Genomic DNA, 15,978 nt, shown 5'->3' with positions numbered 1-15,978 from the left:
GCCGGCCGCCCTCCGCCGCCCGTCCCCGGCGCCGCCCACGCGGGCGGCGGCGTGGATCGCGCGGCTCGTCGCGCCCACCCCGGCGTGGCCCGCGCCGCGCGCGCACGGGTCTGCGCGCACACTCTCGCCGCTCGCCCGCGCGACCGGCGGGCCCGTCGGCCTGCTCGTCCTCGAGGCCCGCGACGGCTGGCTGCGCGTCCTGCTGCCGACGCGGCCGAACGGCGCGTCCGCCTGGATCAACGCCGACCGCGTGCGGCTTTCACGCACCCGCTGGCGGGTGGAGGTCGACCGGTCCGCGCGCACGCTTCGAGTGCTGCGCGCCGGCCGCACGGTGCGGCGCTTGAGGGTCGTCGTCGGCGCACCGGCCACGCCCACGCCGACCGGGCGCTTCGCGATCGCCGAAGTCGCGCGCCAGCCGGACCGCGACGGCTTCCTCGGCCCGTTCGCGCTGCATCTCACCGCGCACTCGACCGCGCTCGACGACTACGGCGGCGGCCGCGGGCGGGTCGCGATCCACGGCCGCGGCGGCGCGAGCCTCAACGACCCGCTCGGCTCGGCGCGCTCTCACGGGTGCGTCCGCGCCGACAACGCGGACGTGCGCTTCCTCGCCTCCCGCCTGGTCCCAGGGGTGCCGGTGGACGTGGCCTCCTAGACTCCACGGCCGAATGGGCCTCGAGGATCGCACGCGATATGACCCGGGTGAGAGCGAGGAGCGCATCTTCGCCCGCTGGCTGGATTCCGGCCGTTTCCACCCGGAGCCGGAGGGAACCGCCAAGGAGAACTACTCGATCGCGATCCCACCGCCGAACGTCACCGGTGCGCTGCACATGGGGCACGCGCTCAATGGATCGATCCAGGACACGCTGATCCGCTACAACCGCATGCGCGGCAAGCGGACGAAGTGGATTCTCGGCACCGACCACGCCGGCATCGCGACGCAGACGCAGGTCGAGAAGCTGCTCAAGTCCGAGGGCACCTCGCGCGAGGAGATCGGGCGCGAGGCGTTCACCGAGCGCGTGTGGCGCTGGCGCCAGCAGTACGGCGGCACGATCGTCGAGCAGTACAAGCGCCTGGGCGCCTCGTGCGACTACGAGCAAGAGCGCTTCACGCTGGACGAGAACTACGTCCGCGCGGTGCTCAAGGTCTTCGTCGAGCTGTACGAGAAGGGCCTGATCTACCGCGACAACTACATGGTCAACTGGGACCCGGGCTCGCGGTCGGCCATCTCGGACCTCGAGGTCGAGGATCGCGAGACGACGGACACGCTGTACTACGTCGACTACCCGCTCGCGTCCGGCCACGGGTCGATCACCGTCGCCACCGTGCGGCCGGAGACGATGCTCGGCGACACCGCGATCGCCGTGCACCCCGAAGACGACCGCTACCAGCGCCTGGTGGGGGAGACGGTGATCCTGCCGATCGTCGGCCGCAAGCTGCGCATCATCGCCGACGAGTACGTCAAGCCCGAGTTCGGCACGGGCGCGCTGAAGATCACGCCGGGCCACGACCCGAACGACTTCGAGATCGGCCGCGCGCACGGGCTCGAGGAGCTGACGGTGATCGGCGAGGACGGCCGCATGACCGAGGCCGCCGGGCGCTTCGCGGGGATGACGGCGCTGGAGGCGCGCGAGGCGGTCGTCGCCGCGCTGCGCGAAGAGGGCCGGATCAACCGCACCGAGCCGTACACGCACGAGGTCCCGTTCTCCCAGCGTTCGGGCGAGCGGATCGAGCCGCTGATCTCGCTGCAGTGGTTCATGAAGATGGACGAGTTGGCCGCGCCCGCGCACGCCGCGGTCGAGGAGGGGCGGATCCGGATCCACCCCGAGGGCCAGCGCCGGCGCTATCTGAACTGGCTGGAGAACATCCGCCCGTGGTGCATCTCGCGCCAGCTGTGGTGGGGCCACCAGATCCCGGTCTGGTACCGCGGGGACGAGACCTACGTCGGCATGGACGCGCCGGACGGCCCGGGCTGGGAGCGCGATCCCGACGTGCTGGACACGTGGTTCTCGAGCGCGCTGTGGCCGTTCGCGACGCTCGGCTGGCCCGACCAGACCGACGAGCTGAAGGCGTTCTATCCCACCGACGTCCTGCTGACGGCGCGCGACATCCTGTTCCTGTGGGTCGCCCGCATGGTGTTCATGGGCCTCGAATTCGCAGGCGACATCCCGTTCGACGACGTCTACGTGCACTCGGTGGTGCAGGCGCCGGACGGGCGCCGCATGTCCAAGTCGCTGGGCACCGGCATCGATCCGCTCGCGCTGATCGACGGCGGCGAGCGCCCGCCCGTGTTCTCCGAGGGCGGCGAGTTCCCGCCCTACGGCGCCGACGCCGTGCGCTACGGCCTGCTCGCCATGTCCTCCACGCAGGACGTGCGCTTCAACGAGGGCACGATCGCCGAGGGGCGGCAGCTGGCCAACAAGCTCTACAACGCCTCGCGGCTGGTGCTGCTGCGCATCCCGGACACGGTGAAGGTGCCAGAGTCCGCGCCCGCACCCACCGCCGTGGAGGACGCCTGGATCCTCTCCCGCCTCCAGGTGGCCAAGGCCGAGGTGGCCGAGTCGATCGAGACGTTCGAGTTCCACCGGGCCACCCGCGCGCTGTACGGCTTCGTCTACGGCGAGCTGTGCGACTGGTACCTGGAGCTTGTAAAGCCACGGCTTTACGATGAGGACAACGTCGCGGTCGGAGAGTTCGCGCTGCACGTGCTCGCCGAGACGCTCGCGCTGGCGCACCCGGTGATCCCGTTCGTCACCGAGGAGATCTGGTCGTACATGCCGGGTCCGGAAGACCTGCTGATGGGGCATCGCTGGCCGGAGCCGGACGAGGCTCTGCGCGACCTCGAGGTCGAGGCGGAGGTCCAGCGCGCGATCGACGCGACGCAGGCGCTGCGCGCGTGGCGTGAGGGCGTCCGCGCGGCGGCCGGCGCCCGCGTGCCGGCGAGGCTCGACGCGGCCGGCTACGACCGCGTGGCCGAACACGTCGCCCGCCTGGCCCGCTTCGAGTTCTCGGTCAACGGCGACGAGCCGGTCGCCTCCGTCAGCGTCCCCGGCGGTGCGGTGCTGGTGCTCCCGTCGGACGCCGTCGACATGGAGGCGGAGAAGCAGCGCGCCGCCGAGCGCGCCGAGCAGTGCCGCCAGCAGATCGCTCGCGTCGAGGCCAAGCTCGCCAACGAGAAGTTCGTCGCGAAGGCGCCGGAGAAAGTGGTCCAGGCCGAGCGCGACAAGCTCGCCAAGCTCAAGCAGGAGTTGGAAGAGCTCTCGTGACGGACCCCGGAGGGAGGCCGCGAAGAGACGGGCCGCGCCGCCCGGGGACCCCGATCTCGCGTGGCGAGTCATGGGATCTGGCCCGTGCGGAAGAGCACCTGCTGTCGCTGGAGCTGTTCGGCATGCGCTTCGGCCTGGAGCGCATGCGCCGGCTGCTCACCGTGCTCGGCTCGCCGCAGGAGCGCTTCCGCGCGGTGCACGTCGTCGGCACCAACGGCAAGTCGAGCACCGTGCGCTTCACCGCCGCGCTGTTGGAGGCGCACGGCGTCAAGACGGGCGCATACCTCTCGCCCCACCTGACGACGTTCGCCGAGCGCATCCGCGTCGCCGACAGCGACCTGACGCCCGCGGAGTTCGCCGCCGCGATCCAGCGCACCGCAGCCGCCGCCGCGAAGGTCGACCGGACCTCTCCGGACGGCGAGCGCGTAACCCAGTTCGAGTTGCTGACCGCGGCCGCCTTCGACGAGCTCGCGCGCCGCGGGGTCGAGGTCGCCGTGATCGAGGCCGGCCTCGGCGGGCGCTACGACGCCACCAACGTGCTGGGCGCGGAGGTCGTCGTGCTCACCAACGTCGGCCTCGAGCACACGCGCTGGCTCGGTCCGACGATCAAGGACATCGCGGGGGAGAAGCTCGCCGTCGTCAAGCCCGGCGCGACCCTCGTGCTCGGCGACGAGCATCCGGACGTGGTGGCCTTGGCGGAGGGCACGGGCGCGCGGATCGTCCGGCCGGCGTCAATCGGCCTTGACGCTCCGGGCTATCAGCGCATGAATCTCGGCGCGGCCGTCGCGGCCGCCAAGGCGATCCTCGGCGCGCCGCTGAAGGCCGCGCCGATCTCGCTCGCGGTGCCCGGCCGGCTGCAGGTGGTCGACCGCGACCCGACCACGATCTACGACGGCGCCCACAACGCGCCGGGCATCGCCGCGCTGGCCGAATCCGTGCCCCAGGGGACCGTCGCAGTGCTTTCGGTGCTCGACGACAAGGACGCCGCCGCGATGCTTCGCGCGCTGCTCCCGCGGCTCTCCGCCGCCGTTTTCACGCGCGCGCCGAACCCGCGCGCGCTGTCGCCCGCGACGCTCGCCGACCTCGCACAGAAGGTCGGCGCGGCGATCCCGACCGAGATCGAGCCGGACCCGCGGCGTGCCGTCAGAAGGGCGCGGGAGCTTGCCGGCGAACAAGGAACCGTGCTCGCCACGGGCTCCATCTACCTCGTTGCCGACCTGCTGAGCGCTCCGGGAGCGCGCCGGGCGAGTGCGCTGTGAACGAAGGAGGACCCAGTGTCATCGCGATGATCGCCCTCGTGGCGGTCGTGGTGGCGGTCGTCATCCTGATCTTCTTCGGCATCGGCTACGCGCTGGGGCGCGCCTTCCTGTGAGAGCGTCGCCGCCTCTCCCACTACGATTCCAGGTCACAACATGAACACGTTCGCCATCTTTGGGATCGAGAACCTGCCGGAGTGGGCGCAGACGGTGCTCAACGTCGCGCTGCTCGTCGCTGCGGTCCTCTATCTCGCCCTCATCTTCTGGACCTTCGCGGACGCGCGCCGCCGGATCGACGATCCGCTGCTCGTAGCGTGCGCGACGCTGGCGAGCTTCTTCCCGTTCGTGGGCACGATCGTCTACCTGATCGTGCGCCCGCCCGAATTCCTCGACGACGTGCGCCTGCGCGAGCTCGAGATGACCGCGGCCGAGGCGCGCCTCGCGAACCTCGACTACCACCTGTGCCCGCACTGCGACTACGAGGTGCAGAACGACTACCTGCGGTGCCCGAGCTGCATGCGCAAGCTCAAGGAGCGCTGCTACTCGTGCTCGAAGCCGATCGACCCGGCGTGGCGCATCTGCCCGTTCTGCGAGGCCGAGACGAGCGCGCCGTCGCCGTCGTCCTCCACGCGCCGTCGCCGGCGTCAGACGACCGATCAGGCGACCGTCGCCGCGGACACGCTCGAGCCGGAGCCGGCCGAGGCCGGCACGGGCGAGACATCGCGCCGCAGACGTCGCTGACACACTGACGGCCTATGGCTATTGAAAAGACCCTGATCCTGGTCAAGCCGGACGCGTTCGCGCGCGGCCTGACCGGGGAGATCATCGCCCGCTTCGAGCGCAAGGGCCTGAAGATCATCGCCGCCAAGCACATGACGGTGAGCGAGGACCTCGCGAAGCAGCACTACGCCGAGCACACGGAGCGCCCGTTCTTCGGCGAGCTCGTGAGCTTCATCACCTCCGGCCCGATCGTCGCGCTCGTGCTCGAGGGCGAGGACGCGATCAAGGCCGCCCGCCAGGTGATCGGCGCCACCAACCCGCTCGAGGCCGCCACCGGCTCGATCCGCGGCGACTTCGCCATCTCCGTCGGCCAGAACATGGTCCACGGCTCGGACTCGCCCGAGTCCGGCATCCGCGAGGCCGGCCTGTTCTTCCCCGAGCTGTAACCACTCGCCAGGCTGCCGACCTGCAAGTGCCGGCATGATCGTCCTGGGGTCGGGGTCCCCGCAACGGCGGGCGATCCTGAACCAAGTCGGCATCCCGTTCACCGTCCGCGTCTCGGACGTCGAGGAGGAGACGCACGGCGACCCGGCCACGGTGGCCGAGGAGAACGCGCGCCGCAAGGCGCTGGCGGTCGCGGCGGAGGTCCCGCACGGGCTCGTGCTCGGCGCGGACACGGACGTCGGCCTGGACGGCGAGGTCCTCGGCAAGCCGGCGGACGCCGCCCAGGCGCGCGAGTTCATCGCGCGCCTGGCGGGTCGCACCCACGAGGTCGTCGGCGGCATCGCCGTCGTCCGTGACGGCGAGCTGATCCACACCTCGGTGCAGACCACCCAGGTCCACTTCCGCTCCGTCGACGCGTCCTTCATCGACTGGTACGTCGGCACCGGCGAGTGGCAGGGCCGCGCGGGCGGCTACGCCATCCAGGGCGCGGGCGCCGCGCTCATCGCCGGCATCGAGGGCGACTACCTCAACGTCGTCGGCCTACCGCTCGCGCGGCTCCTCGACGTGCTTCCCGAGCTGCTCCCAACTTAAAGAGGGACAGTCCCCCTTTAAGTTTCGCCACGGCGCAGAGCCAAATCCGCGCCTTGCGGGCGGGCGTGCAACCTAAAGCGGGACAGTCCCTCTTTAGGAAGCGGCGCGGGAGGCGGAGCCCCTAGGCGACGCCTCCAAGCGAAGCGAGCCCGCTGGGCGAGTCTTCGCCCGGAAGCATGCCGGGCGGGCCGAGCAGCGTGATGCCGTGCGCGGCGGCGATCCGGCCGAGGCGCTCGGCGTCGGGCGGGCCGTCGAGCACGGGCAGCTCTGCGCGTGCCGCCGGTGCTCCCGCCTCGCGCAGGAACGCGACGAACGAGCCCGGGGCGAAGGTGACGAGCACGACCGCGCCCTCTTCGCCGGCGCGGTAGGTGTGCGGGATGCCGCGCGGCGCGAGCGCGTACTCGCCCGGCGCGAGCGTGACCGGCTCGGCCGCGCCCGCCCACAGCGTCAGCGAGCCCGAGAGCACGTAGAAGCCCTCGTCTTCGTCGGCGTGGACGTGCAGCGGCGGCTGGTCGCCGGGCGGGCACTGCATGCGCACGAGCGAGAAGTCGGGCCGGTCGTCGAGGACTTCGGCGAGGTTGGCGATGAACCAGATGCGTTCCATGCGGTGGCTCCTGAGTACGATAACTCCGATACGGAGCTTTATACCTCTGAAACGGAGCTATGTCAAACCTCACGCCCTTCAGCTACGTCATCCTCGTCCTCGTGGGTGAGGGCGGGGCCGGCCCGCACGACTTGGTGCGGATGATGCGCGACGGCCGCGTGTACTGGACGGCGCCCGAGTCTCAGTACTACGCCGAGCCGAAGAAGCTCGCCGGCGCCGGCTACCTCGAAGCGACCAAGCAGCCGGGCCGCACGCACGCCAAGACGCACTACACGCTCACGGACAAGGGGCGCGAGGCGCTGGCCGAGTGGCTGGCGACGCCGACGCGCTTCGCCCGCATCCAGAACGAGGCGATCGTCCGCCTGCTGGGCGCCGAGTACGCCAATCGGGGGGTCTTGCTCGAAAGCCTCATGCACCTCGAGCGTGAGCTCGACGAGCTCACGCAGGCGCTCGCCGCCGCCGCGGAGCGCGAGGCGGCGCTGCCGCACCGCAGCCGGGCGCTGGCCGCGAACCGCCGCCTGGCCCAGCGCATCCTGGACGCCCACCGTGCATGGCTCACAGAGGTCCGGGACCAGTTATGAAGGTCCCTTTGCAGCCATTTCGGTCCATCGGCCCTTCGGTAGACTCCCGCATCGGCTCGGGCTCCTAATTACAAGGAGGTCCGGTCCGTTCGCGCATGGGCTTCTTCTCGTACCTCACCGGCTTCGGCGGCCGCGACATGGCGGTCGACCTCGGCACGGCCAACACGCTCGTCTACGTGCGCGGTCGCGGCATCGTGCTCAGCGAGCCCTCAGTGGTGGCAATCGACAGCCGCACGGGTGAGGTCCACGCCGTCGGCATCGAGGCCAAGCGCATGCTCGGGCGTACCCCGGGCACCATCTCCGCAATCCGTCCCCTGAAGGACGGCGTCATCGCCGACTTCGACGTGACGGAGGAGATGCTGCGCCACTTCATCCAGAAGGTGCACCAGAACCGCTGGGCGCACCCGCGCGTCGTCGTCTGCGTGCCCTCCGGGGTGACGGGCGTCGAGAAGCGCGCCGTGGAGGAGGCCTGCCTGTCCGCCGGCGCGCGCCAGGCGTACCTGATCGAGGAGCCGATGGCCGCGGCCATCGGCGCCGGCCTGCCGGTGGGCGAGCCCACGGGCAACATGGTCGTCGACATCGGCGGCGGCACGTCCGAGGTGGCGGTCATCAGCCTCGGCGGCATCGTCGTCTCCCAGTCCATCCGCGTCGGCGGCGACGAGCTCGACGACTCGATCATCAACTACGTCAAGAAGGAGTACAAGCTCCTGATCGGCCAGCAGACGGCCGAGGAGGTCAAGCTCGAGATCGGGTCGGCGTACCCGCTCGAGGAGGAGGTCCAGGCCGAGATCCGCGGCCGCGACCTCGTCTCCGGTCTTCCGAAGACCGTCGTGCTGACCTCCGAAGAAGTTCGCGCGGCGCTCGAGGAGCCGCTGGTCCAGATCATCGACTCCATCAAGGAGACGCTGGACCGCACGCCGCCCGAGCTGGCCTCCGACATCATGGACCGCGGCATCATGCTCGCGGGCGGCGGCAGCCTCCTCCAGGGCCTGGATGAGCGGCTCCGCGAGGAGACCCAAATGCCCGCCCATCGCGCCGAGTCGCCGCTGACGTGCGTGGCGGTCGGCAGCGGCCGCAGCCTCGAGGAGTTCGAGGCGATTCACAAGTCGAATCGCTCGAACAACCGCAACCGCCGTCAGCGCCGCTAGGTTGGCCTTGACCCTTTCGTCCCACCCCTTCACTTTCTCTGTATGCACGACAAAGCGGTCAGACGCCGCCGTGCAGTGCTGGTCGTCCTCGTAGCGGCCTCGCTGATCCTCCTCACCGCCTATTACGGCGAGTCGTCCGACGGCCGCCTGCACGGAGTCCAGCGCACCGCGCTGAGCGTCCTGGGTCCGATCCAGGACGGCGCGAGCCGCGTCTTCAAGCCCGTGCGCGACCTGTTCGGGTGGTTCGGCGACACGATCGACGCCAAGGACCAGCGCGACAAGGCCGTCGAGCAGCGCGACGCGTACCGCGCGCAGCTCGTAAAGGCCCAGCAGGATCTCGCGGAGGCCCGCCAGCGGGCGCAGCTCAACACGGCGGACGCGGAGGGGATGAGCAAGTACGGCCCGGTCGACGCGCGCGTCTATGTCCGCTCGCCCAGCACCTGGTACCAGCAGGTGCAGATCAACAAGGGCCTCGACGACGGCATCCACCGCGGCGACCCCGTGATCAACGGCGCCGGCCTCGTGGGCAAGGTGGCGGACGCGACGGGCAGCCACGCAGTCGTGACGCTGATCACCGATCAGAGCTTCGCCACCAGCGTGTTCGCCGGGGACCAGCGGCACGCGGGCTCGATCACGCCCGCGATCGGCGCGCCCGGCGACCTGCTCTACGAGCCCGTCGACGCCACCGCCAACGTGCGTGAGGGCGACCTGATCTACACCGCGGGCACCACCGACGACCGCCTGCGCTCGCGCTACCCGCCCGCGATCCTGGTCGGCACGGTGCGCCGCGTCGATCTCGGCGAGGGCGACCTCGACAAGCGGATCCACGTCCAGCCCGCGGCCGACTTCCTGCAACTGGACATGGTGCAGGTCCTCACGAACCCCAACGCCGCGTGACGGTCTCGGGCGCCAGCGTCTTCCGCCTCGCGCTGCTCGGCCTGCTCGCCTGGCTGCTGCAGCTGACGGTCGTCTCCCAGATCACCATCTTCGGTGTGCCCGCGGACCTGACGCCGCTGGTCGTCGCGTTCGTGGGCTACATCGCGGGCTCGACGACCGGCGCCGTGTTCGGCTTCGCGCTCGGGATGTTCGTGGATCTGACACCCGAGCACACCCTCGGCGTGAATTCGCTCGTCTTTACCGCCGTTGGCTACCTTGCCGGTCGCATCCGCGAGCTGCGCGACCCCGCGCACGGCCTCGCCCCGGTGGTCGTGGGGGCCGCGGCGACCGCGATCGCCGCCGTCGGCTTCGCCCTGCTGCAGTTCCTGCTCGGGGTGAAGGCGCCGGTCTCGCTCCTGCTCCTTCGCGACACGCTGATGATCGTCTTGCTCAACACCCTGATCGCGCTGCCCGTCTACGCGCTCGTGCACCGCCTGCTGGCAACGTTCCTGCCCGACGACCCGCGCCGCCGCCGGCGCCGGGCCTACACGACGCGGCTGAGCCCGCTGAGCCGCGCCTGATGCCCTCCAACCGCGTCGAAGATCGCCTGCGTCCGATCACGCCGCAGCTCGCGTGGCGTGTCGCCGTGCTCGGCGGCATCGCCTTCGTGCTGTTCGGGATCGTGTTCTTCCGGCTCTGGTACCTGCAGGTGCTGACCGGGGACACCGCCCGCGTGGCGGCGTCCCAGAACGGCCGCCGCACGGAGCGCATCGAGGCGCCGCGCGGCGACATCGTGGACCGCCACGCCAACCAGCTCGTGCGCACCAAGAAGGCCGCGGTCGTCCAGCTGGTCCCCTCGTCGTTGCCCGAGCGGGTGCTCGAGGACGCCGACAACTACCGCAAGGCGCTGGGCGAGGCCGAGAGCCAGCGGCTCGCCTACGAGCGCCAGTACGAGGCGCTGTCGCGCCAGCTCAAGGACGACGGGCGCAAGTCGACCAAGGCGGAGGAGCGCGAGCGCAGGCGGCTGCGCAAGCTCGGCTCGACCGCCCGCAAGGTTCCGATCCCGCCGATCCCCACGGACGAGCCAGGGCTCACCACGCTCTACCGGCGCATCAGCGAGACGATCGACATCCGCCCGAAGACGATCCACGAGCGCGTGATCCGCTCGATCGCGGACACGCCGTACTCGAACGTCACGGTGCGTACGGACGTCCCGCTCGCCCAGTTCAACTACATGCGCGAACGGCCCGAGTACTTCAAGGGCGTCGTCGTCACCAAGCGCTACATCCGCGAGTACCCCGAGGGCAAGCTCGCCGCTCAGCTGTTCGGCACGGTCTCGGAGATCGGGACCGAGCAGATGAAGCTGAGGCGCTACAAGGACGTCGCCCAGGGAACGCGGATCGGCCAGACCGGCCTCGAGTACAGCTACGACGAGTACCTGCGCGGGAGGGACGGCTACACGCGCCTGGTGGTAGACGCGCACGGCTCGCGCGACGACGAGCGCAAGGTGTCGGTCGTGGAGCCCAAGCAGGGGCAGCGGCTGCGGCTGACGATCGACATGGACCTGCAGCGCACGGGGGAGCAGGCGCTCGCCCAGGCGATCCAGAACTCCGAGTATGAGACGCGCGCCGGTGCGTTCGTGGCCATGGATCCGCGCAACGGCGAGGTGCTGGCGATGGGCTCGGCGCCCTCGTTCGACGCGAACTGGTTCGCCAAGCCGTTCACCCAGCAGCGCTACGAGTACCTGACGTCGAACGAGACCGACGCGCCGCTGCTCAACCGCGCGACCGAGTCGGCGTATCCGTCGGCGTCCACGTTCAAGCCCGTGACCGCGCTGGCCGCGCTCGAGGAAGGGCTGATCACGCCCTCGCGCAAGATCAACGACCCCGGACACTGGGAGTACGGCGGGCGCGAGTACCAGAACGCCAAGGAAGCGGTCTTCGGCTCGATCAACGTCGGCGAGGCGCTGAAGGTCTCCTCGGACATCTTCTTCTTCAAGCTCGGCGCCCAGGCCAACGACAAGGGCCCGATCATCCAGAAGTGGGCCGAGCGGCTCGGCTACGGGCGCAAGACCGGCATCGACCTGCCCAACGAGGCGGCCGGCCTGGTGCCGGACTCCAAGTGGCGCAACGAGGCCTACGCCGAGTACGAGCGCTGCGTCGAGAAGAACGGGCTGGAGCTGCGCACCACCGCGGCGCTGTTCGAGTGCGGCGGCATCGAGCGCACGTGGACGGGCGGCGACAACGTCAACCTCGCCGTCGGCCAGGGCGACCTGCAGGCCACCCCGTTGCAGGTGGCGGTCGCCTACGCCGCATTCGCCAACGGCGGCACGATCGTGCGCCCGCACCTGGGCAAGGCGGTCGAGAACGCCAACGGCGTCCCGCTGCAGGAGTTCCGCCCCAAGGCCAAGCGCAAGGTCAAGATCCCGTCGCGTGACCGCCAGGTCATCCTCGAAGGCCTGCGCAGCGCCGCCCAGGGCGAGGGCGGCACGTCGGCCGACGTGTGGCAGGGCTGGCCCATGGACGAGTTCCCCGTCTACGGCAAGACCGGCACCGCGGAGCGCCAGCCGAACCCCGATCAGGCGTGGTACGCCTGCTTCGTCAAGGACAAGGGCCGCCCGATCGTCGTCGTGGTCACCGTGGAGAAGGGCGGCTTCGGCGCCGCCACCGCGGCACCCGCGGCGCGCATGATGCTGTCGGAGTGGTTCGATGTGTCCGACCGCGAGTTCCACGCGGGGACCAGCGTCACCCGATGAGCGCACCCATCCAGCCTGCTTCCGACCCGCCGCCTTCGCTCGGTCCGCGCGAGTGGCGGCTGCGTCTGGACCCGTTGCTGCTGCTGGCGACGCTCGGGCTGGTGGCGTGCTCGCTGATCGCGATCCGCGGTGCGACGGCGGATGACTGGGACGGCGACCCGCTGTACTACGTCAAGCGCCAGGCGGTGTACATCGGCGTCGGGTTCGTGCTGATGTACGGGCTCTCGCGGCTGGACTACTCCCGGCTGCGCGAGCTGCGGTACCCGATCTACGGCCTGCTGATCTTCGGGAACCTGTTCGTGCTGGCGATCGCGCCGGAGACGAGAGGCACCCGGGCCTGGCTCGAGTTGCCGGGCTTCAATCTGCAGTACTCCGAGATCGGCAAGATGCTGCTCGCCGTGGCGTTGGCGGGCTTCCTCGTCGAGCGCATGCGCGAGATGGGGCGCCAGACGACGGCGCGGGTGATGCTGCTCGGGCTGCTTCCGACGATGATCGTGCTGGCGCAGTCGGACCTCGGGTCGGCGACGGTGTACGTCGTCGGCACGCTCGCGATCCTGTTCGTTGCCGGTGCGCCGTGGCGCCACTTCGCGGGGCTCGCCGCCCTGTTCGCGGTGGCGGTCGCGTTCGTGCTGGTGGCGGCGCCGCGGCTCGGCGTCGAGGTGCTCAAGCCCTACCAGGTCGAGCGCCTGACGTCGTTCATGCACCCGAGTGAGAACGCGAACGACGCCGGCTACCAGCAGGAGCAGGCGCGGATCGCGATCGGCTCGGGCGAGAAGACCGGCCGGGGCGTGGACGGTGCCACGCAAACCAAGCTGGACTTCCTACCCGAGCACCACACGGACTTCATCTATGCCGTGATCGGCGAGACCTACGGTTTCGCCGGTTGCGCGCTCGTTCTCTCGCTGTACGCGCTGCTCATCTGGCGCGCGCTCCACATCCTGACGATCGCGAAGAACCTCTTCGGTGCGCTGATCGCGGGCTGCATCGCGATGATGCTGCTCTACCAGCTTTTCGTGAACATCGGGATGAATGTGGGGATCATGCCCATTACCGGCGTGACTGCCCCACTTCTGAGTTTCGGAGGGTCATCCATGCTCTCCACGTTCTTGGCCCTCGGCCTCTTGCACTCGATCAACGCGCAGGCGCGCGACACCGCGAGTAGCAAGGGGAGGACGGCCATCTTCCAATGAGGTTGTCCTTTGAAAAAGCAAGTGCTGGTCACGGTGGACCGCGGCGAGACGCGTGTCGCCATGCTGGAGGCGTCCGGTGAGCCGGGTGCGCCGACCAAGTCGTCGCGCGGCCGTGGCGGCCGCCGCAAGAAGAACGAAGTCCCCGCCGGCTACCGCGTAGCGGAGATCTACTTCGAGCGCCGTGGCGGGCGCTCGATCGTCGGGAACATCTACAAGGGCCGCGTGGACAACGTCCTCGCGGGGCTCGAGGCGGCGTTCGTCGACATCGGGCTCGACAAGAACGGCTTCCTGCACGTCGACGAGATCGTGCTGCCGGGCGTCGAGCAGGCCAAGCGCGGCCGCGGCAGCGGGCCGCGGATCACGGACCTGCTCAAGCCGGGGCAGGAGATCGTGGTCCAGGTCGTCAAGGACCCACTCAAGACCAAGGGCGCGCGGCTGAGCATGGAGCTGACGATCGCCGGCCGCTACATGGTCTACGCGCCCACGGGCGAAGGCGTCGGCGTCTCGCGCCGGCTGGAGGACAAGGAGCGCGACCGGCTCCGCAAAGAGGCCAAGCAGCTGAACCTCAACGGCGGTGGCGCGATCATCCGCACCGCGGCGCACGGCGCCACGCGGGCGGATTTCGAGCGCGAGCTGCAGTACCTGTTCAAGCTCAACGAGGTCCTCCAGAAGCGGGTCGAGGACACGGCCGCGCCGGCGCTCGTCTTCCAGGAGGCGGACCTCAGCGTGCGCGTCGTGCGCGACATCTTCTCCGAGCACTTCGAGCGCGCGATCGTCGACGACCCGGGGCAGCACCACCGGCTCGTCTCGTTCTTCACGCGCACGGCGCCCGAGTTGGTGGACCGCGTCGAGCTCTACGACGAGGACGCGGACTGCCCGCTGTTCGAGGCCTACGGCGTGGACCCGGTGATCGAGGGGATGCTCGAGCGCCGCGTGGACCTGCCGTCCGGCGGCTATCTGATCATCGACTACGCCGAAGCGCTCACGGTGATCGACGTCAACACGGGCTCGTTCACGGGCAAGGGCAAGAGCGCCCGGCTCGAGGACACGATCACCAAGACCAACCTCGAGGCCGCCGAGGAGGCCGTGCGCCAGCTGCGGCTGCGCGACATCGGCGGCATCATCGTCATCGACTTCATCGACATGGCGCGCTCGCGGAACCGCGACGCGGTGCTGAAGGTCTTGAGGAAGGCGCTCGACGAGGACCGCACCAAGACGTTCGTGGTCGAGATCTCGCCGCTGGGCCTGGTCGAGATGACGCGTCAGAACGTCACCGACGGCGTGCGCGAGATCATGACCAACACCTGCGCGGTGTGCTCGGGCGAGGGCGTGGTCAAGTCCGCGGAGACGATCGCGATCGAGTTCTCCCGCCACCTGCGCCACATGGTCAAGGAAGCGGGGGACGACGGACCCGAGGCGTACCTGTTGCGGATCAACCCGAAGGTGACCGCGTTCTTCATCGCCGACGGCGCGCGCGAACTGCACGAGCTCGAGCGCGAGACCGGCAAGTACTTCCACTTCGAGGGCTCCGACGGCTTGAAGCTGGACCACTTCGCGGTGACCATGGAGGGCACGCGCGCGGAGATCGAGGAGCACGCCGTCCCGTTCCGCGCGGGCGAGGAGGTCCATGTGACCCTCGTGGAGCCGCACATGTACAACGAGGACGACGCGGTGGCCAAGGTCGACGGCTACCTGATCGACGTCGTCAACGGCGTCCAGTTCGTGGGCGAGAAGAAGCTCGTCCGGATCGAGGAGGCCGGCCGCACGATGGCGACGGCCGTGCTCGTCGGCGCCGACGCCGAGGTGGCCGCCGATGCCGCCAAGGACCGCGCCGCCGCGCGCGAGAAGGCGCTCGCCAGCGCCCGCCGCTCCGCCGCCTCGAAGCGCCAGCAGCAGCGCCCGCGCATCGAGGACGAGGAGGCGGCCGCGGTCGCCGTGCTCACCGACGAGTCCGAGGACCGCGCGGGCACCGCACCCGCCGCCGAGGACGACTCCGACGCGCCGCCGCGCAAGCGCCGCCGCCGCGGCGGCCGTGGCCGTGGGCGCGGCCGGGGTGCCGCTGCCGCAGCGGCCGAGACCGATACCGACACCGCCGCGGTCGCCGGCGGCCCCGACGCGGGTGGGGAATCCGAGGACGCCGGGGCTCGCCGCGACGCCGACGAGGATGACGCTCCGCGCGGGCGCTCGCGCCGCCGCCGTCGCCATGACGCCGACGCGGTAGACGACACCGCCGCGATCGCCGGTGGCCCCGAGGCGGGCGATCCGGCAGCCGCCGACGCGCCGCAGGCCACCGAGGACGACGACGCGCCGCGCGGCCGTTCGCGCCGCCGCCGTCGCGACGCCGACGCCGACGCGAACTCGGCCGACGAGGTCGTCGTCGTCGCCGACGGGGACGAGGACGACGCGCCGCGCGGCCGCTCGCGCCGCCGCCGCGACGCGGAGCCCGCGGCCGAGGTGGTGGCCGAGGACGGCGCGACCGACGAGGACGCGCCCAAGCCGCGCGCTCGCCGCCGGGCCAAGGCCGGCGCGGCCGAGCCCGAAGTCGGATCG

At 70.6% G+C, this 15,978-nt stretch carries 14 protein-coding genes; 13 read left to right on the top strand and 1 reads right to left on the bottom strand.

The window, feature by feature from the left end; genetic code table 11:
• From OJ962_RS33110 to OJ962_RS33085, 6 genes are all read left to right on the top strand, one after another.
• Positions 1-652 (top strand): L,D-transpeptidase (locus tag OJ962_RS33110; protein WP_270006903.1); only part of this gene is annotated, 652 nt, incomplete at its 5' end.
• A 13-nt stretch (positions 653-665) separates the two neighbouring features.
• Positions 666-3,263 (top strand): valine--tRNA ligase, encoded by a 2,598-nt coding sequence (locus OJ962_RS33105; RefSeq protein ID WP_202953843.1) that lies wholly within the window; start codon positions 666-668, stop codon positions 3,261-3,263.
• A 122-nt stretch (positions 3,264-3,385) separates the two neighbouring features.
• Positions 3,386-4,522 carry a bifunctional folylpolyglutamate synthase/dihydrofolate synthase gene (locus tag OJ962_RS33100; protein WP_270006902.1) on the top strand — a complete coding sequence of 379 codons (1,137 nt, stop codon included), beginning with the start codon at positions 3,386-3,388 and terminating at the stop codon, positions 4,520-4,522.
• A 153-nt stretch (positions 4,523-4,675) separates the two neighbouring features.
• A complete protein-coding gene (locus tag OJ962_RS33095; protein WP_202953845.1) occupies positions 4,676-5,260 on the top strand; it encodes a zinc ribbon domain-containing protein in 585 nt (194 codons plus the stop codon).
• Positions 5,261-5,274: 14 nt separating this feature from the next.
• Positions 5,275-5,685 carry a nucleoside-diphosphate kinase gene (gene ndk / locus OJ962_RS33090; protein ID WP_202953846.1) on the top strand — a complete coding sequence of 137 codons (411 nt, stop codon included), beginning with the start codon at positions 5,275-5,277 and terminating at the stop codon, positions 5,683-5,685.
• A 34-nt stretch (positions 5,686-5,719) separates the two neighbouring features.
• A complete protein-coding gene (locus tag OJ962_RS33085; protein WP_202953847.1) occupies positions 5,720-6,274 on the top strand; it encodes a Maf family protein in 555 nt (184 codons plus the stop codon).
• 121 nt (positions 6,275-6,395) lie between these two features.
• Here OJ962_RS33085 and OJ962_RS33080 read toward each other — a convergent pair whose 3' ends face one another.
• Entirely contained in the window at positions 6,396-6,878 is a 483-nt protein-coding gene (locus OJ962_RS33080; protein WP_202953848.1) for a cupin domain-containing protein, read from the bottom strand.
• 59 nt (positions 6,879-6,937) lie between these two features.
• On the opposite strand from OJ962_RS33080, the gene OJ962_RS33075 reads away from it, so the two are divergent.
• From OJ962_RS33075 to OJ962_RS33045, 7 genes are all read left to right on the top strand, one after another.
• Positions 6,938-7,459 carry a PadR family transcriptional regulator gene (locus OJ962_RS33075; protein ID WP_202953849.1) on the top strand — a complete coding sequence of 174 codons (522 nt, stop codon included), beginning with the start codon at positions 6,938-6,940 and terminating at the stop codon, positions 7,457-7,459.
• Between the two features lie 95 nt (positions 7,460-7,554).
• A complete protein-coding gene (locus tag OJ962_RS33070) occupies positions 7,555-8,607 on the top strand; it encodes a rod shape-determining protein (protein WP_202953850.1) in 1,053 nt (350 codons plus the stop codon).
• 42 nt (positions 8,608-8,649) lie between these two features.
• The gene (gene mreC, locus OJ962_RS33065) at positions 8,650-9,504 is read left to right on the top strand and encodes a rod shape-determining protein MreC (RefSeq protein ID WP_202953851.1); all 855 of its coding nucleotides are present in this window, start codon (positions 8,650-8,652) and stop codon (positions 9,502-9,504) included.
• Positions 9,501-10,064, top strand: coding sequence for a rod shape-determining protein MreD (gene mreD, locus OJ962_RS33060; RefSeq protein WP_202953852.1), 564 nt, complete (start codon positions 9,501-9,503; stop codon positions 10,062-10,064). Before mreC ends, mreD begins: the two co-directional genes overlap by 4 nt.
• Positions 10,064-12,238: a penicillin-binding protein 2 gene (gene mrdA / locus OJ962_RS33055; RefSeq protein WP_202953853.1), complete on the top strand. Its 2,175-nt coding sequence runs from the start codon at positions 10,064-10,066 to the stop codon at positions 12,236-12,238. Before mreD ends, mrdA begins: the two co-directional genes overlap by 1 nt.
• The gene (gene rodA, locus OJ962_RS33050; protein WP_202953854.1) at positions 12,235-13,428 is read left to right on the top strand and encodes a rod shape-determining protein RodA; all 1,194 of its coding nucleotides are present in this window, start codon (positions 12,235-12,237) and stop codon (positions 13,426-13,428) included. Before mrdA ends, rodA begins: the two co-directional genes overlap by 4 nt.
• A gap of 9 nt (positions 13,429-13,437) precedes the next feature.
• Positions 13,438-15,978 (top strand): Rne/Rng family ribonuclease (locus OJ962_RS33045; RefSeq protein WP_270006901.1); only part of this gene is annotated, 2,541 nt, incomplete at its 3' end.

Source organism: Solirubrobacter deserti (genome assembly GCF_027587175.1).
Classification (GTDB): domain Bacteria; phylum Actinomycetota; class Thermoleophilia; order Solirubrobacterales; family Solirubrobacteraceae; genus Solirubrobacter; species Solirubrobacter deserti.
The sequence above is the reverse complement of the archived record's forward strand: the minus strand, read 5'-3'. Positions and strand labels throughout refer to the sequence as shown.